Here is a 26,046-nt window from a genome sequence, read left to right as displayed (position 1 = left end):
CGCTCCGCCGGGATGACGGAGCGAAGCAGATGATCGGCCGCCTGAACCACGTCGCCATCGCCGTGCCGGACCTCGAGGCCGCGACCGCGGTCTATCGCGACACGCTCGGCGCGACGGTCACCCCCGCGACCGACGAGCCCGACCACGGCGTGACTGTGGTGTTCATCGAACTGCCGAACACGAAGATCGAGCTCCTCGCCCCGCTCGGCGCGAACTCGCCGATCCAGGCCTTTCTCGACCGCGCGCCCGCCGGCGGCATCCACCACGTCTGCTACGAGGTGGACGACATCCTGGTTGCGCGCGACCAGCTGAAGGCGAAGGGCGCGCGCGTGCTCGGCTCCGGCGAGCCCAAGATCGGCGCCCACGGCAAGCCCGTTCTGTTCCTGCACCCCAAGGACATGCTGGGGACCCTGGTGGAGCTCGAGCAGGCGTGATCTTCCCGCTGGTCAGCTGGGCGGCGATCTACTTCGTGATCTGGTGGATCACGCTGTTCGCCATTCTGCCTTTCGGCATGCGCTCGCAGTTCGACGCCGGCGAGGTGATCCCCGGCACCGAGCCCAGCGCCCCGGTCCGCCTGCGCGGCTGGCGCATCGTGGGACTAACCACGCTCGCCGCGACCGGCGTCTTCCTGTTCGTGTTCTGGCTGCTGACCCAGAGCCACTTCACGCTCGACGACGTGCCGTTCTTCCCGAAGTTCGAGCAGGTTTAGGACGCGGGTTTCGCGACCGAAGCTTCAGCCGCCACATTTAGGTCGGCTCGGGACTTGGGCGTCGGGGGGACGTCGGCGACGAGCGCCGCCCTCGCAGAGCCGCCCGCGCAAATAAAAAAAGCAGAGCCTACGCCCTGCTTTTTTGGAGTTTCTTTTTCCGAGTCCGTTCTTGGTCGACGCGCCGCGAGCGGTGCGGGACTTCGGCGCATTTCGACCGTCTAACGCGTCGAAGACGCGATGAACGGACATCCTCCCAAGACTTGGACCGCTGTTTGGCCCAGCGTGGCAACGTCGCCGGGCGGCCCTTTGTTATGTCGAGACCGTAGCGCGCCTGCGGCGGGTTGTCACCTATTTGTGCATCCGGCGCCAAAAAAAAGAGCCAAAAGTTCGGGGCCTGAAATCCTGAGCTCGGCCGCTCTAAATTCAACGAAATTTGCGAGATGGGCCACGCGGCGACGTCGCGGCTTGTGTTTTCCGGGGGCATCGGGTTTCGTTCCGGCCGTCGCGCGGGCGCGCGATTTGTCGCTTCGCCCGCGCCCTCTCCCGGAGCCGTCGGACGTCATGCGCCTCAGCCGTTACTTCATGCCCATCCTGCGCGACGCGCCCAAGGAGGCGGAGATCGTCTCCCACCGTCTGATGCTGCGGGCGGGAATGATCCGGCAGGAGGCCGCCGGGATCTACGCCTGGCTGCCGCTCGGGCTGAAGGTGCTGAACAACATCTGCCGCGTGATCCGGGAGGAGCAGGATCGCGCCGGCGCGATCGAGCTGCTGATGCCCACCATCCAGCTGGCCGACCTGTGGCGCGAAAGCGGGCGCTACGACGCCTACGGCAAGGAGATGCTGCGCATCAAGGACCGGCACGACCGGGAGATGCTCTACGGCCCGACCAACGAGGAGATGATCACCGAGATCTTCCGGTCGAGCGTCCGCTCCTACAAGGACCTGCCGAAGAACCTCTACCACATCCAGTGGAAGTTCCGGGACGAGGTGCGGCCGCGCTTCGGCGTGATGCGCTCACGGGAGTTCCTGATGAAGGACGCCTACTCCTTCGATCTCGACAAGGAGGCCGCCCGCACCTCCTACAACCGCATGTTCACGGCCTACCTCCGCACCTTCGCGCGGCTCGGGCTGAAGGCGATTCCGATGGCGGCCGACACCGGCCCGATCGGCGGCGACCTGTCCCACGAGTTCATCATCCTGGCGAAGACCGGCGAGAGCGCCGTGTTCTGTCATGAGGATTACCTGAACTTCGACACGCCGGGCCTCGACGTCGACTTCGACGACGCCGCCGGCCTGCAGGCGATCGTGGATAAGTGGACGAGCCTCTACGCTGCGACCGAGGAGATGCACGACGAGGCGAAGTTCGCGGAGACGCCGGAGGCGAGTCGCCTTTCGGCCCGCGGCATCGAGGTCGGACACATCTTCTATTTCGGCACGAAGTACTCCGAGGCGATGGGCGCCAAGGTGACGGGACCCGACGGCAAGGACGTCGCCGTTCACATGGGCTCCTACGGCATCGGTCCGTCGCGGCTCGCCGCCGCGATCATCGAAGCCGGCCATGACGACGCCGGAATCATCTGGCCGGATGCGGTCGCGCCGTTCAAGGTCGGGCTCGTGAACTTGAAGCCTGGGGATTCGGCCTGCGACGCGGCCTGCGAAGACCTCTACGCCAAGCTCAAAGGGCAGGGCATCGACGTGCTCTATGACGACACCGACGACCGGGCCGGCGCGAAGTTCGCGACCATGGACCTCATCGGCCTGCCCTGGCGCCTCGTCGTCGGGCCGAAGGGCCTTGCGAACGGCGTGGTGGAGCTGAAGCGCCGCGGGCCGGGCGCGCCCGAGCAGCTGAGCGTCGACGCGGCCCTCAACGCGCTGACCGCGAGCTGACGCCCCGAATGACCGACGCCCGCGACGTAGCCGACGGAGCCGCGCCCGGCGCGACGCGGCCCTTCGCCCGTTTTGAGTGGCTGATCGCGGGGCGCTACCTCCGCGCCCGCCGCCGCGAGGGGTTCATTTCGGTTATCGCGGGCTTCTCGTTCCTCGGCATCACGCTTGGCGTCGCCACGCTCATCATTGTGATGGCGGTGATGAACGGCTTCCGCACCGAGCTGCTCTCCAAAATCCTCGGCATCAACGGCCACGCCGTGGTGCAGCCCATCGACGGGCCGCTGACGGATTACCTCGCGCTGGCCGACCGGCTGGGGAAGGTCGACGGCGTGAAGTACGTCATTCCGCAGGTGGAGGGGCAGGCGCTGGTGTCCTCGCCCTCCGCGTCGGGCGGCGTGCTCGTGCGGGGCGTGCGCGCGCAGGAGCTCGGCAAGTTGCCGCTGGTCTCGCGGACCATCCGCGAAGGCACGCTCGAAGGCTTCGATGACGGGGAAGGGTTGCTGATCGGCCGCCGCCTCGCCGACCAGCTCGGCGTGCGCGCCGGCGACACCATCTCGCTCGTCACCCCGCGCGGCGCGGTGACGCCCATGGGAGTGACGCCGCGCATCAAGGGCTACCGGGTGGCGGCGATCTTCGAGATCGGCATGTCGGAGTACGACGCGGCGATCGTCTTCATGCCGCTCGGCGAGGCGCAGGCCTATTTCAACCGCGAGGACGACGTCTCCTCGATGGAGATCTACCTCGACGACCCCGACGCCATCGACAGGGTCAAACCGGAGCTGCAGGCCGCCGCCGGCCGCGCCGTCTACCTGCTGGATTGGCGCGACCGCAACAAGACCTTCTTCTCGGCGCTGGAGGTGGAGCGGAACGTGATGTTTCTGATTCTCACGCTGATCGTGCTGGTGGCGGCGCTCAACATCATCTCGGGCCTGATCATGCTGGTGAAGGACAAGGGGCGCGACATCGCGATCCTGCGCACCATGGGCGCGACCAGCGGGGCGGTGATGCGCATCTTCCTGATCACCGGGGCCAGCATCGGCGTGGTCGGCACGCTGGCGGGCTTCGCCCTCGGCATGATCGTGTGCGTGAACATCGAGGCGATCCGCGCCTTCATGGCCTATCTCACCGGGACCGAGCTGTTCTCGCCCGAGGTCTATTTCCTCAGCCAGCTGCCGGCGGACCCCAACCTGCGGGAGACCGCGACCGTGGTGCTGATGGCCTTGGCGCTTTCCGTGCTCGCCACGCTCTACCCCTCGTGGCGCGCGGCGAAGCTCGATCCCGTGGAGGCGCTGCGCTACGAATGAGCGACGTCGACACCCACACCGATCTCGATCACGACGACGCCCCCGGGGGGTCCTACGAGGAGCGGCCGCCGCTGCTGGTGCTCGACGGCGTCGTGCGGCGCTACCGCCAGGGCGAGGCGACCCTCGAGGTGCTGGCCGGAGCCTCGATGGTGATGAACGCGGGCGAATCGATCGCGCTGATCGCGCCTTCGGGCACGGGCAAGTCGACGCTCCTCCACGTCGCGGGCCTGCTGGAGCGTCCGGACGGCGGCGAGGTGTTCCTCGACGGCGAGCCGACCTCTGGCCTGTCCGACGACGCGCGCACCGCGATCCGCCGCAATCAGATCGGTTTCGTCTACCAGTTTCACCACCTGCTGCCGGAGTTCTCCGCGCTGGAGAACGTGGTGATGCCGCAGCTGATCCGAGGCCTTGCGCCGAAAGAGGCGGAGAGCCGTGCGAAGGACCTGCTCGGTTATCTCGGCCTGGGCAAACGCCTGACGCATCGCCCGGCGGAGCTCTCCGGCGGCGAGCAGCAGCGCGTGGCCATCGCCCGCGCCGTCGCCAACGCGCCGCGCCTGCTGTTTGCGGACGAGCCGACCGGCAACCTCGACCCCACCACCTCGGCGCACGTGTTCCAGACGCTCACAGCGCTCGCCCGCGCCTCGGGCCTCTCCGCTATGGTCGCGACCCACAACCTCGACCTCGCCGCGACGCTCGACCGCCGCGTGACCCTGCGCGATGGGGTGCTGGTCGAAGTCTGAAGCGCAAGGCCCGGGGCTTGTTGGGCCTTTGGCGGGGCCCTGAGCGGTTCAGAACATCACGCCGTCATGTGCGCCCCTCCGCGCGGTCATCCACGACGCCTCCGGGCGCAGTTCGACATGAGCCTGGGTTGCCCGGCCACCGCCGCGCGTGACGAAGTTTTTTGTCAGAGGCGGCTGCGCTCTGGGCGAAGGCCTTCTCCGAGAGGCCGCGCGCGTCGCGCCTCCCGAAGAACGCGGGGCCTCCCCATGTCGCGGGCCGGCCTCGGCGGCCGGCGCCACGAGCATCGATGCCCATCGGAAGCAAGGCTCGCCGTTTTTGTCGAGTTCGACGGGATGCCGACTCCTCGCGTTAACCTGCGAACGCCCGTACCGTCCTTTTCCTTAACCACCTCGCGCGCCCGGTTTCCGCGCCTGGGCGAAACCGCTTGACCTCCTGTGGAGAAGAAACAAAATAGGAACATAACAAGTCCAGAACGGGAGTGCGTCATGGACCGGACCGGCGGTTGGAACTTGGTGCTCGGGGTAGTAGGCGGGGCGATCGAGCTCGGCTCCGTCATAACCTTCTTTGGCGCGCTGGTGCTCTGGGCGGACGCCTTCGGGTCGGTGTGAACGAGGGCTCCGTCAGCGCCTGTGGAGACCCGCGCCTCCCGGGGCGCGCCGGCGCTTGCGGCGGAGTAGGGTGAGCGCAACGGCACCAGGGAGCGCGTGATGGGCGATGGCGGATTGAAGGGCGATCTCGGCTTCGTCCATCTCCACGTGCGCTCGTCCTTCTCGCTGCTCGAGGGCGCGCTGACCGTCGCGAAGATCGCCGCGGCGGCGAAGGCCGACCACATGCCGGCGATCGCGCTCACCGACGACAACCTGTTCGGAGCGCTCGAGTTCTCCGAGAAGATGGCCTCGGCCGGCGTGCAGCCGATCATCGGCATGGCGCTCGACGTCGAGTTCGCCGACCGCGAAGAGCGCTCCGGCCGCCCGATGAAGGACGCCGGCCGGCCGCTCATCGTGCTGCTTGCGCGCTCCGAGACCGGCTACCGCAACCTGATGGCGCTCGGCAGCCGCGCCTTCCTCGAAAGCGACGTCAACGAAGGTCCGCACGCGACCCTCGCGATGCTGGAGGCGCACCGCGACGGGCTGATCGCGTTGACCGGCGGCCCGGAGGGCCCGGTCGACCGCATGCTGCTGGAGGGCGCCGACGACGTCGCAGCCGCCCGGCTGCAGACCCTGGCGGCGCTCTATGGCGACGGTCTCTACGTCGAACTCCAGCGCCACGGCACGGCGAACGAGCGGTCGGTGGAGGGGGCCCTCGTCGATCTCGCCTACGCCCAAGGGATCCCGCTCGTCGCGACCAACGGCGCACGCTTCGCGGAACGGAGCGATCACGAGGCCCATGACGCGCTGATCTGCCTGGCCGAAGGTCGCGTGCTGGCCGAAAGCGAGCGTCGCCAGTTCACGGCCGACCACAATCTGAAGTCCCGCGCGGAGATGGTGCGGCTGTTCGCCGATCTGCCCGAGGCGACCGCCAACACCGTCGAGATCGCGCGCCGCTGCGCCTATCGCCCGCGCACGATGAAGCCGATCTTGCCGCGTTTCACCGTCGGTGACGGCGTCGTGGACGAGGCGGCGGAGCTTCGCCGACAGGCGGAGAACGGTCTCGCCGCGCGGCTCGCGGCCCATGGGCCGGCGCCGGACCTCGACGTCGCGACCTACGAGCGGCGGCTCGCGTTCGAGCTCGGCGTCATCGAGCGGATGAAGTTCCCAGGCTACTTCCTGATCGTCGCGGACTTCATCAAGTGGGCGAAGGACCAGGGCATCCCGGTCGGCCCCGGCCGCGGGTCGGGCGCAGGCTCGCTCGTCGCCTATTCGCTCACCATCACCGATCTCGACCCGCTGAGGTTCGGCCTGCTGTTCGAGCGCTTCCTGAACCCAGAGCGCGTGTCGATGCCGGACTTCGACATCGACTTCTGCCAGGACCGGCGCGAGGAGGTGATCCGCTACGTTCAGGCCCGCTACGGCCTCGACCGCGTCGCGCAGATCATCACCTTCGGCACGCTGCAGGCGCGCGGCGTGATGCGCGACGTCGGGCGCGTGCTCGAGATGCCGTACGGCCAGGTCGACAAACTCTGCAAGCTGGTGCCGCAGAACCCGGCTAACCCCGTGACCTTGAAGCAGGCGGTCGCCGACGAGCCCAAGCTGTCGGAGGCGCGCGAGGAGGACGAGAAGGTCGGGCGCATGCTCGACATCGCGCTCAAGCTCGAGGGGCTCTACCGCCACGCGTCGACCCACGCCGCCGGCATCGTGATCGGCGACCGCCCGCTGTCGGAGCTGGTGCCGCTCTACCGCGATCCGCGCTCCGACATGCCGGTCACCCAGTTCAACATGAAATGGGTGGAGCCGGCGGGCCTCGTGAAGTTCGACTTCCTCGGCCTCAAGACGCTGACGACCCTCACCACCGCCGTGAACCTGCTGAAGCGGCGTGGGGTGATCGTGGAGCTCGACAAGATCCCGCTGGACGACGCCGCCACCTACGCCATGCTGGCGCGTGGCGAGACGGTCGGCGTGTTCCAGCTGGAAAGCGCGGGAATGCGGCGCGCGCTCGCCGACATGAAGCCGGACCGATTCGAAGACATCATCGCGCTGGTCGCGCTGTACCGGCCGGGCCCGATGGCGAACATCCCGGTGTACTGCGCCCGCAAGCACGGCCAGGAGAAGCCGGAGTACCCGCATCCCAAGCTCGAGCCGATCCTCGGAGAGACATTCGGCGTCATCATCTACCAGGAGCAGGTGATGCAGACGGCGCAGTCGCTCGCCGGCTACTCGCTGGGCGAGGCCGACCTGTTGCGCCGCGCGATGGGCAAGAAGATTCGAGCCGAGATGGACGCCCAGCGCGAGCGGTTCGTCACGGGCTGCGTCGAGAACGGCATCGGCAAAGCGGATTCTTCGACGATCTTCGATCTGCTCGCGAAGTTCGCGGACTACGGCTTCAACAAGAGCCACGCGGCGGCCTATGCGCTCGTCGCCTACCAGACCGCCTATCTCAAGGCGAACCACCCCGTTGAGTTCCTGGCGGCCTCGATGACTCTCGACATGGGGTCGACGGACAAGCTGGCCGAGTTCCGCCAAGAAGCCATCCGCCTCGGCATCCCGGTGAAGCCGCCTTGCGTCAACCGCTCCGCCGTCGCCTTCGACGTGGACGACGGCGCGATTCTCTATGCGCTGGCGGCGTTGAAGGGCGTCGGCGGCCAGGCGGTGGAAGGCTTGGTGGCCGCCAGCCGCGCCAAGCGTTTCGCCGACCTGCTAGACTTCGCGCGGCGGCTCGACGCCAAGGCGCTGCCCAAACGCGCGCTGGAGAGCTTGATTCAGGCCGGCGCGCTCGACGCGCTGGAGCCGGACCGAGCGCGGGCGCTCGCCTGCGTGGAGGGGATCATGGGCGTGGCCTCGCGCACCCGCGATTCGGCGGCGGTCGGCCAGCACGACATGTTCGGCGGGTCGGCGGATCCGATCCGTCCCTTGGCGCATGAGAGTTGGTCGACCGGCGAACGGCTCAAGCGCGAATACGATTCCGTCGGCTTCTTCCTGTCCGGCCATCCGCTCGACGACTACAAGCCGCTGCTCGCGAAGCTGCGGGTGCGCAGCTATGCGGACTTCGTCGCGGCGGCGAAGCAGGGCGCGACGGCGGGGAGGCTCGCCGCCACGGTGCTTGCCCGGCAGGAGCGTAAGACCAAGTCCGGCAATCGCATGGGCGTGATCATGCTGTCCGACCCGACGGGGCACTACGAGGCTGTGATCTTCTCCGAGGGGCTGGCCAAGCATAGGGACCTGCTGGAGCCCAACACGCCGGTGATCGTTTCGGTCAGCGCCGCGGTGGAGGGCGACGAGGTCCGGTTGCGGCTGGAAAGCGTCGAACCGCTCGACCGCGCGGCCGAGAAGCTGCAGCGCTCGGTGCGGGTCTTCATGCGGGCCCCCGAGCCGATGGACGCGCTGGCGAAGCGGCTCGAGCCTGGCGGGGACGGGGAGGTCGCGGTGGTGCTGATGCTAGATGAGGGCGAAACGGAGGTCGAGATCCGGCTTCCCGGCCGCTACCGCGTGTCGCCCCAGATCGCGGGCGCATTGCGGACGGTGCCGGGCGTTGTGGCGGTCGAGGCCGCCTGACCCCGCGAGGGCGTATCGACACTCTGCGTCGGTGGGTTGGGGATTGGAACATGTTTTCCGGTTGACACCGCGGCCTGCGCCCCGCAAAAGCAGCGCCGCGAAACGCGCTGCGTCCTGGGACGCGCCGCGGCTCGCATCGTCCCGCAGGCGGCAAGCCTCCGGGCCGGACTGTGGAGGGGTGCCCGAGTGGTTAAAGGGGACGGACTGTAAATCCGTTGGCTCAGCCTACGTTGGTTCAAATCCAACCCCCTCCACCATCCACCGGCCCTCTCGCGCGCGGGTGTAGCTCAATGGTAGAGCAGCAGCCTTCCAAGCTGAATACGAGGGTTCGATTCCCTTCACCCGCTCCAGTCCTCTCAGTCTGACGCGTCCGGATCGAATGCGGGAGGCCGGCTCCGAGAGCCTGGCGCGCCGGCGACGGCCGTCCACGACTTCGACGCGGAGGGGGCGGTGAAGACCCATTTTGGAGGGCGAAGCGGCCGGCCGCGGGTTGTCGTCGGAGCGGCCGCGTTTTTCCCGCTTGTGAAACAAGCGAAACCCGCCTAGAGGAGCGTCGCTTCTCGCCAAACAGAGACTTCACGCAGGATACCGCTGATGGCCAAGGAAAAGTTCGCGCGGACGAAGCCGCACTGCAACATTGGGACGATTGGTCATGTTGACCATGGCAAGACGTCTCTGACGGCGGCGATCACGAAGGTTCTTGCTGAGACGGGCGGCGCGACGTTTACGGCGTACGACCAGATCGACAAGGCTCCTGAGGAGAAGGCGCGCGGCATCACGATCTCGACGGCGCACGTCGAGTACGAGACGCAGAACCGGCATTACGCGCACGTGGACTGCCCCGGCCACGCCGACTACGTGAAGAACATGATCACGGGCGCGGCGCAGATGGACGGCGCGATCCTGGTTGTGTCGGCGGCGGACGGCCCGATGCCGCAGACCCGCGAGCACATCCTGCTCGCGCGCCAGGTCGGCGTTCCGGCTCTGGTGGTGTTCCTGAACAAGTGCGACCTGGTCGACGACGAGGAGCTTCTGGAGCTCGTCGAGCTCGAGGTTCGCGAGCTTCTGTCGAAGTACGACTTCCCGGGCGACGACATTCCGATCATCAAGGGCTCGGCGGTTGTGGCGCTTCAGGGCGGCGACCCGAAGCTCGGCCATGACGCGGTGCTCGAGCTGATGAAGGCGGTCGACGCCTACATCCCGCAGCCGGAGCGCCCGATCGACCAGCCGTTCCTGATGCCGGTCGAGGACGTGTTCTCGATCTCGGGGCGCGGCACGGTGGTGACGGGCCGCGTTGAGCGCGGGATCGTGAAGGTCGGCGAGGAAGTCGAGATCGTCGGCATCAAGGCGACGGTGAAGACGACGGTGACCGGCGTCGAGATGTTCCGCAAGCTTCTGGACCAGGGCCAGGCGGGCGACAACATCGGCGCGCTGCTGCGCGGCACGAAGCGCGAGGACGTCGAGCGCGGTCAGGTGCTGTGCAAGCCGGGCTCGGTGAAGCCGCACACGAAGTTCAAGGCTGAGGCTTACATCCTCACCAAGGAGGAGGGCGGTCGTCACACGCCGTTCTTCACGAACTACCGTCCGCAGTTCTACTTCCGGACGACGGACGTGACGGGCGTGGTGCACCTCCCCGAGGGTACCGAGATGGTGATGCCGGGCGACAACATCGCGATGGAGGTGCACCTGATCGTGCCGATCGCGATGGAGGAGAAGCTGCGCTTCGCCATCCGCGAAGGCGGCCGCACGGTTGGAGCAGGGGTGGTCGCAACGATCATCGAGTGATGATCGTTGCGGACAGCCCGTCCGCGACAAGCGCGTCCGGATGCGGCGCCGGCGTCGTCGCTTCCATCATCGAGTGATTCTCGGCCTCCGGGCTTGAAGAACGTATCTATCGCCGGCCGTTCGACCAGACGGCCGGCGCAAAGCTCTCGAAAGCGTTGACGTCGGCGCTTTTCGTGATCCGTCCGCGCCCTAGTGGTTGCGAACGGCTCTTGGGCGTGGCATATGAAGCCCCCGCCCAAGACCCCTGCGCTTAGGAGTGTAGCTCAACTGGTCAGAGCGCCGGTCTCCAAAACCGGAGGTTGCGGGTTCGAGTCCCTCCACTCCTGCCAGCGTGGGATCAAGGTTTAAGGTTCGCCCAGACGCGGACCAATTGGGGAGCCTGCTTGCGGGCGAAGCGACCTGAAACGACATACTGGGGTGCGGACCTGTCGGCTGCGCCCCTTTTCGACGTGAATTGAGGCTATGGCGAAAACCAGTCCTGTCGAGTTCCTCCAAGAGGTGGGCGCCGAGACCTCGAAGGTCGTGTGGCCGACCCGGCGCGAGACGACGATCACCACCATCATGGTGTTCGTCTTCGTGTTCGTGGCGAGCGTCTTCTTCTTTTTCGCCGACATGATCCTTCGGACCGCCGTCACCTTGATCCTGGGGATTGGACAATGAGCGCGACCGACGCTGCCGTGAGCGGCCGGCGCAAGCGCTGGTACATCGTCCACGCTTACTCGAACTTCGAGAAGAAGGTCGCCGAGTCGATCCGCGAGAAGGCGGAGCAGACCGGGCTTTCGGATCTATTCGAGGAAATCCTGGTTCCGACCGAGAAGGTCGTAGAGGTGCGTCGCGGCCGGAAGGTCGACGCCGAGCGCAAGTTTTTCCCCGGCTACGTCCTGGTGAAGATGGACCTGACGGACCAGGCCTACCACCTGATCCGCAACACGCCGAAGGTGACCGGCTTCCTCGGCGCGGACAACAAGCCGTCGCCGATCTCGGACGCCGAGGCCGGCCGGATCATTCAGCAGGTCCAGGAAGGCATCGAGCGGCCCAAGCCCTCCGTGTCGTTCGAGGTCGGCGAGAACGTCCGGGTTTCGGACGGTCCGTTCGCCTCGTTCTCGGGCGTGGTGCAGGACGTCGACGAGGCGCGGGCGCGCCTCAAGATCGACGTTTCGATCTTCGGTCGCGCGACGACCGTCGATCTCGAATACGGGCAGGTCGAGAAGGTCTGATCCGTTTCCCGCCGTGGGAGAAAGGTGCCGGGCTCTTCGCTCGCCCGGGCCGCCGGTCGCACCACGGACAACGACGGCGGAATGCGAGCGCCGTCCAAGGAGCATCTAAATGGCGAAGAAGATTACAGGCTACATCAAGCTGCAGGTGCCGGCCGGCTCCGCGAACCCTTCGCCGCCGATCGGCCCGGCGCTGGGTCAGCGCGGCCTGAACATCATGGAGTTCTGCAAGGCGTTCAACGCCCAGACCGGCCAGCTCGAGAAGGGCATGCCGATCCCGGTCGTGATCACGGCCTATGCGGACCGCTCCTTCACGTTCCAGCTCAAGACGCCCCCGGTCAGCTACTTCCTGAAGCAGGCGGCCGGCATCAAGTCGGGCTCGAAGACCACCGGCAAGGCGGCTCCCGTCGGCAAGGTGACCCAGGCCCAGCTCCGCGAGATCGCGGAGAAGAAGATGGCTGATCTGAACTGCGCCACCGTCGATTCGGCGGTCGCAATGATCGCGGGCTCCGCCCGCTCCATGGGTCTGACGGTGGAGGCCTGATCATGGCGAAGCTTGCAAAGCGCGTCGCGAAGTCCCGCGAGGGGATCGACCGTCTTAAGCTGTATGGCATCGACGAAGCTATCGGCTTGGTCAAAGAGCGTGCCACGGCGAAGTTCGACGAGACGATCGAAGTCTCGATCAACCTCGGCGTCGACCCGCGCCATGCCGACCAGATGGTTCGCGGCGTGTGTCAGCTGCCGAACGGCTCTGGCCGCACCGTACGCGTGGGCGTCTTCGCCCGCGGGCCGAAGGCGGACGAGGCCCGGGCGGCTGGCGCCGATATCGTCGGGGCCGAAGACCTGCTCGAGATCGTTCAGGGCGGCACGATCGACTTCGATCGCTGCATCGCGACCCCGGACATGATGCCGCTCGTCGGCCGCCTCGGTAAGGTGCTGGGCCCGCGCGGCCTGATGCCGAACCCGAAGGTCGGCACGGTGACCATGGACGTCGCCGGCGCGGTCAAGGCCGCCAAGGGCGGCGCGGTCGAGTTCCGCGTCGAGAAGGCCGGCATCATTCACGGCGGCGTGGGCAAGGCCTCGTTCGACTCCGAGAAGCTGGTGCAGAACATCAAGGCGTTCGCGGACGCCGTGGTGAAGGCCAAGCCGACCGGTGCCAAGGGCCAGTACGTGCAGAAGATTTCCGTGTCCTCGACCATGGGCCCGGGCGTGCACGTCGAGCCGTCCACCGTCGTCGGCGGCGCCTGAACATTTGATTTCGCCCGGAGTTCGCTCCGGGAGAATAGGAGGGTCGGATCCGTCCGCCCCTCCGAACCTGTCCGAGAAAGCAGGCGCGCCTCCACGGGGAGGCCGCTTAAGCCCGGAGCACCGGGACCTGCTGAGACGGGGACGACCGGATTTCGGCCCGCGCGAGCGGCCCGTCCTGCCGGTTCGAACCATCGCCGCGGCGTTTCCTGCGCCGCGCGCGGACAGGCTTGAAGCCGCCGTTCGCCGGCGGGTCCTGAAGGCCCGCATGACGAACGGTCGTCGCAACCCGGCGGTTCGGCCCACAAGGTCGGATCGTCAACCGGAGAGAGCACGTGGACCGCGCGGAAAAGCGTGAAATGGTCACGACGCTGAACTCGGTGTTTTCGAACTCCGGGGCCATCGTCGTCGCTCATTACTCGGGTCTGACCGTCGCCCAGATGCAGACGCTTCGTCGGCAGATGCGCGCCGCAGGCGCGAGCGTGAAGGTCGCGAAGAACCGGCTCGCCAAGATCGCTCTCGATGGCACGGACGTCGCCCACATCGGATCCCTTCTTACGGGTCCGACCATCCTCGCCTACAGCGAGGATCCGGTGGCGGCGCCCAAGGTCGCAGTGGAATTCGCCAAGGGCCACGAGAAATTCGTGATCCTGGGCGGCGCCATGGGCGCGACCTCCCTGAACCCCGACGGCGTGAAGGCTCTTGCCACGCTGCCGTCGCTGGACGAACTGCGCGGCAAGCTCGTGGGCCTCATTCAGGCGCCCGCGACCAAGCTCGCGCAGCTCTCCACCGCGCCGGCGGCAAAGCTTGCGCGCGTGTTCGGGGCTTACGCCAAGCGAGACGAGGCGGCGTGACGCCGTTCTTCATTTCAAAAACTGGTTCGAACTCAAGGACGTAAAACAATGGCTGATCTGACGAAGATCGTCGACGAACTGTCCAACCTGACGGTTCTCGAGGCTGCGGAGCTCGCGAAGCTCCTGGAAGAGAAGTGGGGCGTCTCGGCCGCTGCGGCGGTCGCGGTCGCTGGTCCTGCGGCCGGCGGCGCCGCTGCGGCCCCGGTCGAGGAGCAGACGGAGTTCAACGTCGTGCTCGTCGCCGCTGGCGAGAAGAAGATCGAGGTCATCAAGGAGGTCCGCGCGATCACCGGCCTCGGCCTCAAGGAAGCCAAGGACCTCGTCGAAGGCGCTCCGAAGCCCGTCAAGGAAGGCGTCGCCAAGGACGAGGCCGAGAAGCTCAAGGCCCAGCTCGAGAAGGCCGGCGCCAAGGTCGAGCTTAAGTGATCCGTCGCAGGCTTTTAGCCTGCGCCTGATCCGTCGTCGCGGGAGCCCCCTCGGGAGCTTTTGCGGCACGCGAAAGCCGCGGGGAAGGGCGCTCTTAGAGCGCGCCGTCCCCGCGGCTTAAGCGCCTTCCGGGACGCTCTCCCGGCGGCGTGACCTGCAAGCGGAGATCCGGGACCGTCCGGCTCCGCCACGCCTGACCCAAGGACCGCCTTACGGTTTCGGCGGTCTTTGGATCAGGCGTGCCCCTCCGGCATGGATGAGGAAGACGATGGCTCATACGATCACCGGCCGCAAGCGTGTCCGCAAGTTCTTCGGCAAGATCCGCGAAGTCGCGGCGATGCCGAATCTGATCGAAATCCAGAAGGCGTCTTACGACCAGTTCCTTCTGTTTGGTCAGAGCGCACGGCCGGATGAAGGTCTTCAGACCGTGTTCAAGTCGGTGTTTCCGATCTCGGACTTTTCGAACAGCTCGATGCTGGAGTTCGTGAAGTACGAGTTCGAGCAGCCGAAGTACGACGTCGACGAGTGCCGCCAGCGCGGGATGACCTTCGCCGCCCCGCTTAAGGTGACGCTGCGCCTCATCGTGTTCGACGTGGACGAGGAGACCGGCGCGAAGTCCGTCAAGGACATCAAGGAGCAGGACGTCTACATGGGCGACATGCCCCTGATGACGGACAACGGCACCTTCATCGTCAACGGCACCGAGCGCGTCATCGTCTCGCAGATGCATCGCTCGCCGGGCGTGTTCTTCGACCACGACAAGGGCAAGACGCACTCGTCGGGCAAGCTGCTGTTCGCGGCCCGCATCATCCCCTACCGCGGCTCCTGGCTCGACATCGAGTTCGACGCCAAGGACATCGTGCACGCGCGCATCGACCGTCGCCGGAAGATTCCGGTGACGTCGCTGATGTTCGCCCTCGGCATGGACGGCGAGGAGATCCTCGACACCTTCTACAACAAGGTGCGGTACGTCCGTGACGGCGAGGCCTGGCGCACGCCGTTCGACGGCGCGCGCATGAAGGGCATGAACGTCACGGTCGACCTGATCGACGCCGACACGGGCGAGGTCGCGCTCGAGGCGGGCAAGAAGCTCACCGTCCGTCAGGCCCGTCTGATCGCCGAAAAGGGCGTGAAGGACCTCCGGATCGCCAACGAGGAGCTCGTAGGCCAGTACATCGCCGAGGACATCGTCAACGTCGAGACGGGCGAGATCTGGGCGGAAGCCGGCGAGGAGATCACCGCCAAGCTGCTCGAGACGCTGCAGGACGCGGGGATCGACGAGCTTGACCTGCTCGACATCGACCACGTCAACACGGGCGGCTACATCCGCAACACGCTGATGGTGGACAAGAACAGCTCCCGCGAGGAGGCCCTGTTCGACATCTATCGCGTCATGCGTCCGGGCGAGCCGCCGACGCTCGACACCGCCGAGAACATGTTCCAGTCGCTGTTCTTCGACCCCGAGCGCTATGACCTCTCGGCCGTCGGCCGCGTGAAGATGAACATGCGTCTTGACCTCGACGCCGAGGACACGGTGCGGACGCTCCGCAAGGCGGACATCCTCGCGGTCATCAAGACGCTGGTGGATCTGCGCGACGGCAAGGGCGAGATCGACGACATCGACCACCTCGGCAACCGCCGGGTGCGCTCGGTCGGCGAGCTGATGGAGAACCAGTATCGCGTCGGCTTGCTCCGCATGGAGCGCGCCATCAAGGAGCGCATGTCGTCGGTCGAGATCGACACCGTCATGCCGCAGGACCTGATCAACGCGAAGCCCGCGGCCGCCGCCGTGCGCGAGTTCTTCGGCTCGTCGCAGCTGTCGCAGTTTATGGACCAGACCAACCCGCTCTCCGAGATCACGCACAAGCGGCGTCTCTCGGCGCTCGGGCCCGGCGGTCTGACGCGAGAGCGCGCGGGCTTCGAAGTCCGCGACGTTCATCCGACCCATTACGGCCGCATCTGCCCGATTGAGACGCCGGAAGGCCCGAACATCGGCCTGATCAACTCGCTCGCCACTTTTGCGCGCGTGAACAAGTACGGCTTCATCGAAGCCCCGTATCGCAAGGTGCGCGACGGCGCGGTCACCGACGAGGTGCACTACCTCTCGGCGGTCGAGGAGTCGAAGCATCACGTGGCGCAGGCGAACGCCGTGCTCGACGCCTCGGGCAAGTTCACCGACGACCTCGTGGTCTGCCGCCACATGGGCGAAGTGGTGTTCGTTTCGATCGACCGCGTCGACTACATGGACGTGTCGCCGAAGCAGCTCGTCTCGGTCGCGGCCGCGCTCATCCCGTTCCTCGAGAACGACGACGCGAACCGCGCTCTCATGGGCTCGAACATGCAGCGGCAGGCCGTCCCGCTCGTGAAGGCGGACGCCCCGTTCGTCGGCACTGGCATGGAGGCCGTGGTCGCCCGTGACTCCGGCGCCGCGATCGCCGCCCGCCGTTCGGGCATCATCGACCAGGTCGACGCGACCCGTATCGTCATCCGCGCGACGGAGGAGAGCGACGCCTCGAAGCCGGGCGTCGACATCTACCGCCTGATGAAGTTCCAGCGCTCCAACCAGTCGACCTGCATCACGCAGAAGCCGCTGGTGCGCGTCGGCGACATCGTCAAGAAGGGCGAGATCATCGCCGACGGTCCGTCGACCGAGCTCGGCGAGCTGGCGCTCGGTCGGAACGTGCTCGTCGCGTTCATGCCGTGGAACGGCTACAACTTCGAGGACTCCATCCTCCTCAGCGAGAAGATCGTCTCCGACGACGTCTTCACCTCGATCCACATCGAGGAGTTCGAGGTGATGGCCCGCGACACGAAGCTCGGGCCGGAGGAGATCACGCGCGACATTCCGAACGTTTCGGAAGAAGCGCTGAAGAACCTCGACGAAGCTGGCATCACGTACATCGGCGCGGAAGTGCAGGCGGGCGACATCCTCGTCGGCAAGATCACGCCGAAGGGCGAGAGCCCGATGACGCCGGAGGAGAAGCTGCTCCGCGCCATCTTCGGCGAGAAGGCGTCGGACGTGCGCGACACCTCGCTCCGGGTTCCGCCCGGCGTGACGGGCACGATCGTCGAGGTGCGCGTGTTCAACCGGCACGGCGTCGACAAGGACGAGCGCGCCCAGGCGATCGAGCGCGAGGAGATCGAGCGGCTCGCGAAGGACCGCGACGACGAGCTCGCGATCCTCGACCGCAACACCTACGCCCGCCTGGGCGAGATGCTGGTCGGCAAGACCGTCATTTCGGGTCCGAAGACGATCAGGAAGGACGCCGAGCTGACCCGCGAGAGCCTCAGCGAGGCCCCGCGCTCCCAGTGGTGGCAGATCGCCGTCTCGGACGACAAGATGATGTCCGAGCTGGAAGCCATGCGCGCCCAGTACGACGAGCAGAAGAAGCGGCTCGAGCAGCGGTTCCTCGACAAGGTCGAGAAGCTGCAGCGCGGAGACGAGATGCCCCCCGGCGTGATGAAGATGGTCAAGGTCTTCATCGCGGTGAAGCGCAAGATCCAGCCGGGCGACAAGATGGCCGGCCGGCACGGCAACAAGGGCGTCGTGTCGCGGATCGTGCCGGTTGAGGACATGCCGTTCCTCGCGGACGGGACTCACGCCGACATCGTGCTGAATCCGCTGGGCGTGCCGAGCCGGATGAACGTCGGGCAGATCCTCGAGACCCATCTCGGGTGGGCTTGCGCGGGGCTTGGTCGGAAGATCGGCGAGGCGATCGACGCTTACCGCGCTGGCGCCGACATCGGCGGCCTCAAGTCGACGCTCGACACCGTCTATGGCGACGACCCGAAGGTGAAGGAGCTCGACGACAAGGAGCTCGTCGAGATGTCGGAGAACCTTCGTCGCGGCGTTCCGATCGCCACGCCGGTGTTCGACGGCGCCAAGGAAGCGGACATCGAGCGGATGCTCGAGCTCGCAGGCGTGGCGACGTCGGGGCAGGTGACGCTCTTCGACGGGCGGACCGGCGAGACGTTCGATCGACAGGTGACGGTGGGCTACATATATATGCTCAAGCTTCACCATCTCGTGGACGACAAGATCCACGCCCGTTCGATCGGACCGTACTCGCTCGTCACCCAGCAGCCCCTGGGCGGCAAGGCGCAGTTCGGCGGACAGCGCTTCGGCGAGATGGAGGTCTGGGCGCTCGAGGCTTACGGCGCCGCCTACACGCTGCAGGAGATGCTGACGGTGAAGTCGGACGACGTCGCAGGCCGCACCAAGGTCTACGAGTCCATCGTCCGCGGCGACGACGCCTTCGAGGCCGGCATTCCGGAGAGCTTCAACGTGCTCGTGAAGGAAATGCGGTCGCTTGGCCTGAACGTCGATCTGCACACGTCGAAGCGCGTCGCAGGCGAGCTTCCTCCCGCCGACGCGGCGGAGTGACGGTCGCTCCTTCCGGGGGAGCGATCGTGCGGCGGACGGACCTGAGGGGCCGCCCGCTGGGCTGCATTGGGATTTTTAAGCGGACCTTGCCGGCGTTGAGCGGCGGCGCCTCAGGGTCACGCGGAAGGAGACGGCGATGAACCAGGAAGTGATGAATCTCTTCAACACGCAGGTTCCGGCCCAGACGTTTGACCAGATCCGGATCTCGATCGCGAGCCCCGAGAAGATCCTCTCGTGGTCGTTCGGCGAGATCAAGAAGCCTGAAACGATCAACTACCGGACCTTCAAGCCGGAGCGCGACGGCCTGTTCTGCGCCCGGATCTTCGGTCCGATCAAGGACTACGAGTGCTTGTGCGGAAAGTACAAGCGCATGAAGTACAAGGGCGTCATCTGCGAGAAGTGCGGCGTGGAGGTCACCCTCTCGCGCGTGCGCCGCGAGCGCATGGGCCACATCGAGCTGGCCGCGCCGGTCGCCCACATCTGGTTCCTGAAGTCGCTGCCCTCGCGCATCGGCCTCCTGATGGACATGACACTCAAGGATCTTGAGGCGATCCTGTACTTCGAGAAGTACGTGGTGCTTGAGACCGGCCTGACGCCGCTCAAGGACCGCCAGCTCCTCACCGAAGACGAGTACATCCGCGCTCAGGACGAGTACGGCGAGGACGCCTTCACCGCGCAGATCGGCGCGGAGGCGATCCAGTCGATGCTGCGCACGCTCGACCTCGAGAAGATGGCGGCCGACATCCGCGTCGAGATCGCGGAAGCCACGACCGAGCTCAAGCCGAAGAAGCTCGCCAAGCGCCTGAAGATCGTCGAGGCCTTCATCGAGTCGGGCAACAAGCCGGACTGGATGATCATGACGATCGTCCCGGTGATCCCGCCGGATTTGCGTCCGCTCGTCCCGCTCGACGGCGGCCGCTTCGCGACGTCGGACCTGAACGATCTCTATCGTCGCGTCATCAACCGCAACAACCGTCTGAAGCGTCTGATCGAGCTGCGCGCGCCGGACATCATCATCCGCAACGAGAAGCGGATGCTGCAGGAGGCCGTCGACGCTCTGTTCGACAACGGCCGCCGCGGCCGCGTCATCACGGGCGTCAACAAGCGCCCGCTGAAGTCGCTGTCCGACATGCTGAAGGGCAAGCAGGGCCGCTTCCGCCAGAACCTGCTCGGCAAGCGCGTCGACTATTCCGGCCGCTCGGTCATCGTGGTCGGCCCGGAGCTCAAGCTGCACCAGTGCGGCCTGCCGAAGAAGATGGCGCTCGAGCTGTTCAAGCCGTTCATCTACTCGCGGCTTGACGCTAAGGGCCTGTCGGCGACCGTGAAGCAGGCGAAGAAGCTCGTCGAGAAGGAGAAGCCCGAGGTTTGGGACATCCTTGACGAGGTGATCCGCGAACACCCGGTGATGCTGAACCGCGCGCCGACGCTCCACCGCCTCGGCATCCAGGCCTTCGAGCCGGTGCTGATCGAGGGCAAGGCGATCCAGCTTCACCCGCTGGTCTGCGCGGCGTTCAACGCCGACTTCGACGGCGACCAGATGGCCGTGCACGTTCCGCTGAGCCTCGAGGCCCAGCTGGAGGCGCGCGTCCTCATGATGTCGACGAACAACATCCTGCATCCTGCGAACGGCCAGCCGATCATCGTGCCGAGCCAGGACATCGTGCTCGGCCTCTACTACCTGACGCTGATGCGCGACAACGAGCCCGGCGAGGGCATGGCCTTCGCCAACATGGGCGAGCTTGAGCAGGCGCTGTTCACCAAGGCGGTGACGCTTCACACCAAGATCAAGGGTCGCCACGTCGGCGTCGACGCCGACGGCAACAAGACCTCCAAGATCTACGAGACCACGCCTGGCCGCATGATGCTCGGCCAGCTGCTGCCGAAGACCCCGAAGCTGACCTTCGACGTCGTCAACAAGCTGATGACGAAGAAGGAAATCTCGAACATGATCGACACCGTCTACCGAAATTGCGGTCAGAAGGACACGGTCATTTTCTGCGACCGGATCATGACGCTCGGCTTCACTAACGCGTTCCGCGCCGGCATCTCGTTCGGCAAGGACGACATGGTCGTGCCGGAGACGAAGACGAAGATCGTCGACGACACCCGGACGCTGGCGAAGGAATACGAGCAGCAGTATCAGGACGGTCTGATCACCCAGGGCGAGAAGTACAACAAGGTCGTCGACGCCTGGGCGAAGTGCACGGACAAGATCGCCGACGAGATGATGGCGCGGATCTCCGCGGTCCAGGTGGACAAGGAGACCGGGCGCACCAAGCAGATCAATTCGATCTACATGATGAGCCACTCGGGCGCCCGCGGTTCGCCGGCGCAGATGAAGCAGCTCGCCGGCATGCGCGGCCTGATGGCCAAGCCCTCCGGCGAAATCATCGAGAGCCCGATCATCTCGAACTTCAAGGAAGGTCTCTCGGTTCTCGAGTACTTCAACTCCACCCACGGCGCTCGTAAGGGCCTCGCGGACACGGCGCTGAAGACCGCGAACTCGGGCTATCTGACCCGCCGGCTCGTGGACGTGGCGCAGGACTGCATCATTACCGAGGACGATTGCGGCACCGAGGCGGGCATCCGCGTTCGCGCCGTCATCGACGCGGGCCAGATCGTGGCCACGCTCGGCATGCGCATTCTCGGCCGCACCGTCGCGGAGGACGTCTTCCACCCGGCGACGGGCGAAGTGGTCGTTCCGAAGAACACGCTGGTGACCGAGAAGGACGTGGACCTCGTGCAGGCCGCCGGCGTGCAGGAAGTCCGCATCCGTTCGGTGCTGACCTGCGAGACCAAGATCGGCGTCTGCGTGGCCTGCTACGGCCGCGATCTGGCGCGCGGAACTCCGGTCAACCATGGCGAGGCCGTCGGCGTCATCGCGGCGCAGTCGATCGGCGAGCCGGGCACGCAGCTCACGATGCGCACGTTCCACATCGGCGGCACGGCGCAGCTTGCGGACTCGTCCTTCCTCGAAAGCACGTTCGAGGGCACGATCAAGCTTCGCAACCGCAACGTCGCCCGGAATTCGGACGGCGACCTGATCGTCATGGGCCGCAACGTGGCCGTCATCATCCTCGACGCCGACGGCGTGACGGAGCGGTCGACCCACCGGCTCCTTTACGGCTCGAAGCTTCGGGTCGACGACGGCGACAAGATCAAGCGCGGCCAGCGCATCGCGGAGTGGGATCCGTACACCCGCCCGATCCTCACCGAGGTTGACGGCAAGGTCGGGTTCGAGGACCTGGTCGAGGGCGCTTCGTTGAAGGAGAGCTCGGACGAAGCGACGGGCATCACCAAGCGCGTGGTCACCGACTGGCGGACGTCCACGCGCAACGCGGACCTGAAGCCGGCGATCGTGATCAACGGTCCCGACGGCAAGATCGCGAAGCCCGCAAAGGGCGGTGAGGCCCGCTACCTGCTCGCGGCCGACGCCATCCTCTCGGTGTCGCCCGGCTCCGAGGTCCAGGCGGGCGACGTGCTTGCGCGTATCCCGTTGGAGAGCGCCAAGACGCGCGACATCACCGGCGGTCTGCCGCGGGTGGCGGAGCTGTTCGAGGCGCGTCGTCCGAAGGACGCGGCGGTCATCGCCGAGATCTCCGGCACGGTGCAGTTCGGCAAGGACTACAAGAACAAGCGTCGTCTGACGCTGGTGCCGAGCGACGGCGACGAGCCGGTCGAGTACCTGATCCCGAAGGGCAAGCACGTCCATCTGCAGGACGGCGACGTCGTGGAGAAGGGCGACTACATCGTCGACGGCAACCCTGCGCCGCACGACATTCTGGCGATCAAGGGCGTGGAGGAGCTTGCGGCTTACCTCGTCAACGAGATCCAGGAGGTCTACCGGCTCCAGGGCGTGCAGATCAACGACAAGCACATCGAGGTGATCGTTCGCCAGATGCTGCAGAAGGTCGAGGTCTCCGACGCCGGCGACACCGAGCTGCTCACCAATGAGCAGGTCGATCGGATGGAGTTCGACGAGATCAACGCCAAGACGATCGCCGAGGGCAAGAAGCCTGCGGTCGGCCACCCTGTGCTGCTCGGCATCACCAAGGCCAGCCTGCAGACGCGTTCGTTCATCTCGGCCGCCTCTTTCCAGGAGACGACCCGCGTCCTCACCGAGGCGGCGGTCAACGGTAAGGTGGACGACCTGGAAGGGCTGAAGGAGAACGTGATCGTCGGCCGCCTGATCCCGGCGGGCACCGGCTCGGTCATGAGCAAGGTTCGCGAGATCGCGACCCACCGCGACGAACTGATCCTCGCCCAAAAGGCGCAGGAGTCGGGCGTGGCGCCGGCGAACGCCGGCCTGCTTCCGGCCTCTGACGCCGCGGAGTAAGGGGAGGGGCAGCGCCCCTTCTAGGAGACTGAAAGGGCCGCCGGGTTGACCGGCGGCCCTTTTTCTTTGCGGGAGGCGGGGCGGCGAGCGAGGCGCCTTATCGGTCAGCCGGAGGGCGCCTGGGCCGCAGCCGGCTTGGAGGCGACGAAGAAGAAGACCGCGGCTCCGAAGATGACGGCGCCGAACGCGGCGGCTAGCGTGAACACCATGCCGAACCCGCCGGCGGCGTGAGCGACCGCGATCAGGGGGGCGGCGAACCCGCTCGCGGTGAAGCCGAGAAAGTAGCGAACGCTGTAGGCCTTGGTGCGAAGATGCGGCGGCGTGTAGCGCGCGACCATGGCGTCGTTCACCACGACCTGGCCGTAAATCGCCGCGATCGCCAGCGCCAGGCCGATCAGCATCGGCGCGCCCCCCGTCGTCGCGGCGAGCAAGAGGCCGGCGGGTTGCAGAACGGAAAGGCCGACGAAGATCGTGGGGAGCGGAACGCGGTCGACGAGCCTCCCGACGATCAGCTGAGTCACCGCGCCGAAGAGAAAGACGCCGGTCGCAAGCGCGCCGGTGACGGCGAGCGGCACGTCGAGGCCCAGCCGCTCATCGATCGCTTTCGGCAGCGCGATGCTGGTGATGTTAAAGGTCATGCCGCCGGCGATCAGCGCGACGGCGAATAGCGCGAGCAGGGCGGGGACCCTCATTCCGCCGTTCGAGGCTGGGGCCGCCCTCGGCGCGCCGCCCCGGGCTTCCCCGTCCTTCGGCGCGAACGTGAGATAGGCGAGGCCGACCGCCAGGCAGAGCGCCGCCGGCGCGAGAAACGCGGCCCGCCAGCCAAGCGTGCTCGCCAGCATCGCGGTGCCGCCTGAGGCGAAAGCGGACCCCAGATTTCCGAACACGCCGTTCCAGCCGAGCGCCCGCCCGAGCGACGATGCGTGGCTGACCAGGAGCGAAGCGCCGACCGGATGGTAGATCGCCGTGAAGACGCCAAGCGCGAACAGCCATGCGGCGATCGAGGTCGGCGTCGAACTCGCGCTGAGCCCGGCGAGGGAGGCTGCGCAGCCGAGGAAGAACGCCGCGAGCAGGTTCCGGCGTCCCACCCGCTCCGCGAGCCAGCCCATCGGCAGAGCGAACAGGCCGAACGCGACGAAGGCTCCGGTGGAGAGCGCGATCATCGGTCCATAGTCGCGGCCGAGATCGGCCGCCATGGCGATCACGGCGGTCGGATAGATCAGCAGGACATAATGATCGAGCGCGTGGGCGACGTTGACGAAGGCTACGGCGCGTCGGGAGGAACTGAGCGGCGGCAAGACGGATCCTCGGGAGGGGCGGGCGACGGGGCCCGCCCCGTACCTTAGCCTCAACGCCTGACGAAGATCTTGAACCCGCCGAAGATCATGCGCTTGCCGTCGAACGGGGCGTCTTTCATCGAGGCCTCTAGCCGCGGATCCGCCATGACCTTCGTCATCGTCGCGTCGCGCGCCTCGCGGGACGGATACTCGATCCAGGAGAAGACCACTGTCTCGTCCTCCTTTTGCTGGACGGCCCGAGGGAAGGAGGTCAACTCCCCGAAAGGCACGTCGTCGGCGACGCATTCCACGAAGGATAGAGCCCCGTGCTCCATCCAGACGGCCGCCGCCGTTTCGGCGAGCTCCCTGTAGGCGTCGAGCTTGTCCAGAGGAACGGCGACGACGAATCCATCCACATAGCTCACGGGCGAATCTCCTCTTGCTGTCTTCAAGCGCTCCGTTCAAAAGACGGGCGAGCGGCGCCGGATCCGACATCCGGGGCGAAATGGGCCTCGCAGGCGCCGACGTTTGCGCGCCGTTAAGGTCTGGCCCGGCCGTTTTCGCTTCGCGGGACTGAAAGTCCGGTCGCGCTGTTGACTATGTCCGACTCGCGCGGTAGAAGCCGCTCACTCTTCGGCAGGCGGTAATTCCACGCTGTCGCATGCGGCCTACGCAGCGACCCTTCGGAATTAGACGCTGTCGCGACCACACGGTCAGTTGCGGTTCATGACCCCGGCGCTTCGTCGTCGTTGGTCCTCTGCAGGGAGCGACGCTCCCCTTCGGTTTTCCGAAGGGAGGCGTCATTTCGTTCTGTTCGGTCCTCATCCTGGGCCGGCCGGAACGCCGGTTTATAAGGGAAGCGGTTAGGCCAACGATGCCCACCATCAGCCAGTTGATCCGCAAGCCGCGGCAGGCGCCGACGGCGCGCAACAAGGTTCCGGCGCTTCAGGCGTGCCCGCAGAAGCGCGGCGTCTGCACGCGCGTCTACACCACCACGCCGAAGAAGCCGAACTCCGCGCTTCGTAAGGTCGCCAAGGTCCGTCTCACCAATGGCTTCGAGGTCATCGGCTACATTCCTGGCGAGGGTCACAACCTCCAGGAGCACTCGGTCGTCATGATCCGCGGCGGCCGCGTGAAGGACCTTCCGGGCGTGCGCTACCACATTCTTCGCGGCGTGCTCGACACGCAGGGCGTCAAGAACCGCAAGCAGCGCCGGTCCAAGTACGGCGCCAAGCGGCCGAAGTGAGGTTCTGAGATATGTCCCGTCGTCACTCCGCCGAACGCCGCGAAGTCCATCCCGATCCGAAGTTCGGGGATGTCGTGGTCACGAAGTTCATGAACACGGTCATGAAGCACGGCAAGAAGTCCGCTGCTGAAACGATCGTCTACGGCGCTTTCGACACCGTCGAGAGCAAGCTCAAGCAGAGCCCGGTCGCCGTGTTCCATCAGGCGCTCGACAACATTGCGCCGGCCCTCGAGGTCCGCTCCCGCCGCGTCGGCGGCGCGACCTATCAGGTCCCGGTCGAGGTTCGCCCGGAGCGCCGACAGGCGCTTGCGCTTCGCTGGCTGCTGGCTTCGGCCCGCGCCCGCAACGAGAAGACCATGGTCGACCGTCTGTCGGCCGAACTGATCGACGCTTCGAACAACCGCGGCTCCGCCGTGAAGAAGCGCGAGGATACGCACCGCATGGCGGAAGCGAACCGCGCCTTCTCGCACTACCGCTGGTAATCGAGCAG

The 26,046-nt window shown here is 66.4% G+C and carries 20 protein-coding genes and 3 tRNA genes; 21 read left to right on the top strand and 2 right to left on the bottom strand.

Features of this window, described 5'->3' with window-relative positions; all coding sequences use genetic code 11:
* Positions 1 to 29: 29 nt before the first annotated feature.
* The 19 genes from mce to rpoC all read left to right on the top strand — a co-directional run bounded on the left by mce (position 30) and on the right by rpoC (position 23,033).
* Positions 30 to 434, top strand: coding sequence for a methylmalonyl-CoA epimerase (mce, locus tag METY_RS03845; protein WP_103120047.1), 405 nt, complete (start codon positions 30 to 32; stop codon positions 432 to 434).
* On the top strand, positions 431 to 709 hold the full coding sequence (locus METY_RS03840; protein ID WP_103120046.1) for a DUF1467 family protein: 279 nt from the start codon (positions 431 to 433) through the stop codon (positions 707 to 709). Before mce ends, METY_RS03840 begins: the two co-directional genes overlap by 4 nt.
* A gap of 561 nt (positions 710 to 1,270) precedes the next feature.
* A complete protein-coding gene (proS, locus tag METY_RS03835) occupies positions 1,271 to 2,596 on the top strand; it encodes a proline--tRNA ligase (RefSeq protein WP_103120045.1) in 1,326 nt (441 codons plus the stop codon).
* An 8-nt stretch (positions 2,597 to 2,604) separates the two neighbouring features.
* Complete coding sequence (locus METY_RS03830) at positions 2,605 to 3,900, top strand: lipoprotein-releasing ABC transporter permease subunit (RefSeq protein ID WP_103120044.1); 1,296 nt, start codon at positions 2,605 to 2,607, stop codon at positions 3,898 to 3,900.
* A complete protein-coding gene (locus METY_RS03825; protein WP_244593507.1) occupies positions 3,897 to 4,640 on the top strand; it encodes an ABC transporter ATP-binding protein in 744 nt (247 codons plus the stop codon). The genes METY_RS03830 and METY_RS03825 overlap by 4 nt, the downstream gene beginning before the upstream one ends.
* 486 nt (positions 4,641 to 5,126) lie before the next feature.
* Positions 5,127 to 5,249, top strand: a complete 123-nt coding sequence (locus tag METY_RS21565) for a hypothetical protein (protein WP_255400812.1) — start codon at positions 5,127 to 5,129, stop codon at positions 5,247 to 5,249.
* Positions 5,250 to 5,348: 99 nt separating this feature from the next.
* Positions 5,349 to 8,789, top strand: coding sequence for a DNA polymerase III subunit alpha (dnaE, locus tag METY_RS03820; RefSeq protein ID WP_103120043.1), 3,441 nt, complete (start codon positions 5,349 to 5,351; stop codon positions 8,787 to 8,789).
* A 172-nt stretch (positions 8,790 to 8,961) separates the two neighbouring features.
* Positions 8,962 to 9,046 (top strand) — tRNA-Tyr (locus METY_RS03815).
* 19 nt (positions 9,047 to 9,065) lie between these two features.
* A tRNA-Gly gene (locus METY_RS03810) sits at positions 9,066 to 9,139 on the top strand.
* Between the two features lie 244 nt (positions 9,140 to 9,383).
* Positions 9,384 to 10,574, top strand: coding sequence for an elongation factor Tu (gene tuf, locus METY_RS03805; protein ID WP_103120042.1), 1,191 nt, complete (start codon positions 9,384 to 9,386; stop codon positions 10,572 to 10,574).
* Positions 10,575 to 10,826: 252 nt separating this feature from the next.
* Positions 10,827 to 10,903: transfer RNA gene (locus tag METY_RS03800), tRNA-Trp, on the top strand.
* A gap of 133 nt (positions 10,904 to 11,036) precedes the next feature.
* Positions 11,037 to 11,234: a preprotein translocase subunit SecE gene (secE, locus tag METY_RS03795; protein ID WP_103120041.1), complete on the top strand. Its 198-nt coding sequence runs from the start codon at positions 11,037 to 11,039 to the stop codon at positions 11,232 to 11,234.
* Positions 11,231 to 11,791: a transcription termination/antitermination protein NusG gene (nusG, locus tag METY_RS03790; RefSeq protein ID WP_103120040.1), complete on the top strand. Its 561-nt coding sequence runs from the start codon at positions 11,231 to 11,233 to the stop codon at positions 11,789 to 11,791. Before secE ends, nusG begins: the two co-directional genes overlap by 4 nt.
* A 109-nt stretch (positions 11,792 to 11,900) precedes the next feature.
* The gene (gene rplK, locus METY_RS03785) at positions 11,901 to 12,332 is read left to right on the top strand and encodes a 50S ribosomal protein L11 (protein WP_020185805.1); all 432 of its coding nucleotides are present in this window, start codon (positions 11,901 to 11,903) and stop codon (positions 12,330 to 12,332) included.
* 2 nt (positions 12,333 to 12,334) lie between these two features.
* Positions 12,335 to 13,036, top strand: coding sequence for a 50S ribosomal protein L1 (gene rplA, locus METY_RS03780; RefSeq protein WP_103120039.1), 702 nt, complete (start codon positions 12,335 to 12,337; stop codon positions 13,034 to 13,036).
* Positions 13,037 to 13,368: 332 nt separating this feature from the next.
* On the top strand, positions 13,369 to 13,887 hold the full coding sequence (gene rplJ, locus METY_RS03775) for a 50S ribosomal protein L10 (protein ID WP_103120038.1): 519 nt from the start codon (positions 13,369 to 13,371) through the stop codon (positions 13,885 to 13,887).
* A gap of 48 nt (positions 13,888 to 13,935) precedes the next feature.
* Positions 13,936 to 14,313 carry a 50S ribosomal protein L7/L12 gene (gene rplL / locus METY_RS03770; protein ID WP_103120037.1) on the top strand — a complete coding sequence of 126 codons (378 nt, stop codon included), beginning with the start codon at positions 13,936 to 13,938 and terminating at the stop codon, positions 14,311 to 14,313.
* Positions 14,314 to 14,581: 268 nt separating this feature from the next.
* The gene (gene rpoB, locus METY_RS03765; RefSeq protein ID WP_103120036.1) at positions 14,582 to 18,697 is read left to right on the top strand and encodes a DNA-directed RNA polymerase subunit beta; all 4,116 of its coding nucleotides are present in this window, start codon (positions 14,582 to 14,584) and stop codon (positions 18,695 to 18,697) included.
* A gap of 136 nt (positions 18,698 to 18,833) precedes the next feature.
* Positions 18,834 to 23,033, top strand: coding sequence for a DNA-directed RNA polymerase subunit beta' (gene rpoC, locus METY_RS03760; protein WP_103120035.1), 4,200 nt, complete (start codon positions 18,834 to 18,836; stop codon positions 23,031 to 23,033).
* A gap of 104 nt (positions 23,034 to 23,137) precedes the next feature.
* Here the strand turns inward: rpoC and METY_RS03755 are convergent, their stop codons facing one another.
* Positions 23,138 to 24,331, bottom strand: a complete 1,194-nt coding sequence (locus METY_RS03755; RefSeq protein WP_103120034.1) for an MFS transporter — start codon at positions 24,329 to 24,331, stop codon at positions 23,138 to 23,140.
* Between the two features lie 50 nt (positions 24,332 to 24,381).
* On the bottom strand, positions 24,382 to 24,735 hold the full coding sequence (locus METY_RS03750; protein WP_103120033.1) for a DUF1428 domain-containing protein: 354 nt from the start codon (positions 24,733 to 24,735) through the stop codon (positions 24,382 to 24,384).
* A gap of 449 nt (positions 24,736 to 25,184) precedes the next feature.
* On the opposite strand from METY_RS03750, the gene rpsL reads away from it, so the two are divergent.
* Together rpsL and rpsG are read left to right on the top strand one after the other, a co-directional pair.
* A complete protein-coding gene (gene rpsL / locus METY_RS03745; protein WP_020185797.1) occupies positions 25,185 to 25,556 on the top strand; it encodes a 30S ribosomal protein S12 in 372 nt (123 codons plus the stop codon).
* A gap of 11 nt (positions 25,557 to 25,567) precedes the next feature.
* Complete coding sequence (gene rpsG / locus METY_RS03740) at positions 25,568 to 26,038, top strand: 30S ribosomal protein S7 (RefSeq protein WP_103120032.1); 471 nt, start codon at positions 25,568 to 25,570, stop codon at positions 26,036 to 26,038.
* Positions 26,039 to 26,046 lie beyond the last annotated feature (8 nt).

It is taken from the genome of Methylopila sp. Yamaguchi, assembly GCF_002897035.1.
Lineage (GTDB): Bacteria > Pseudomonadota > Alphaproteobacteria > Rhizobiales > Methylopilaceae > Methylopila.
The sequence above is the reverse complement of the archived record's forward strand: the minus strand, read 5'-3'. Positions and strand labels throughout refer to the sequence as shown.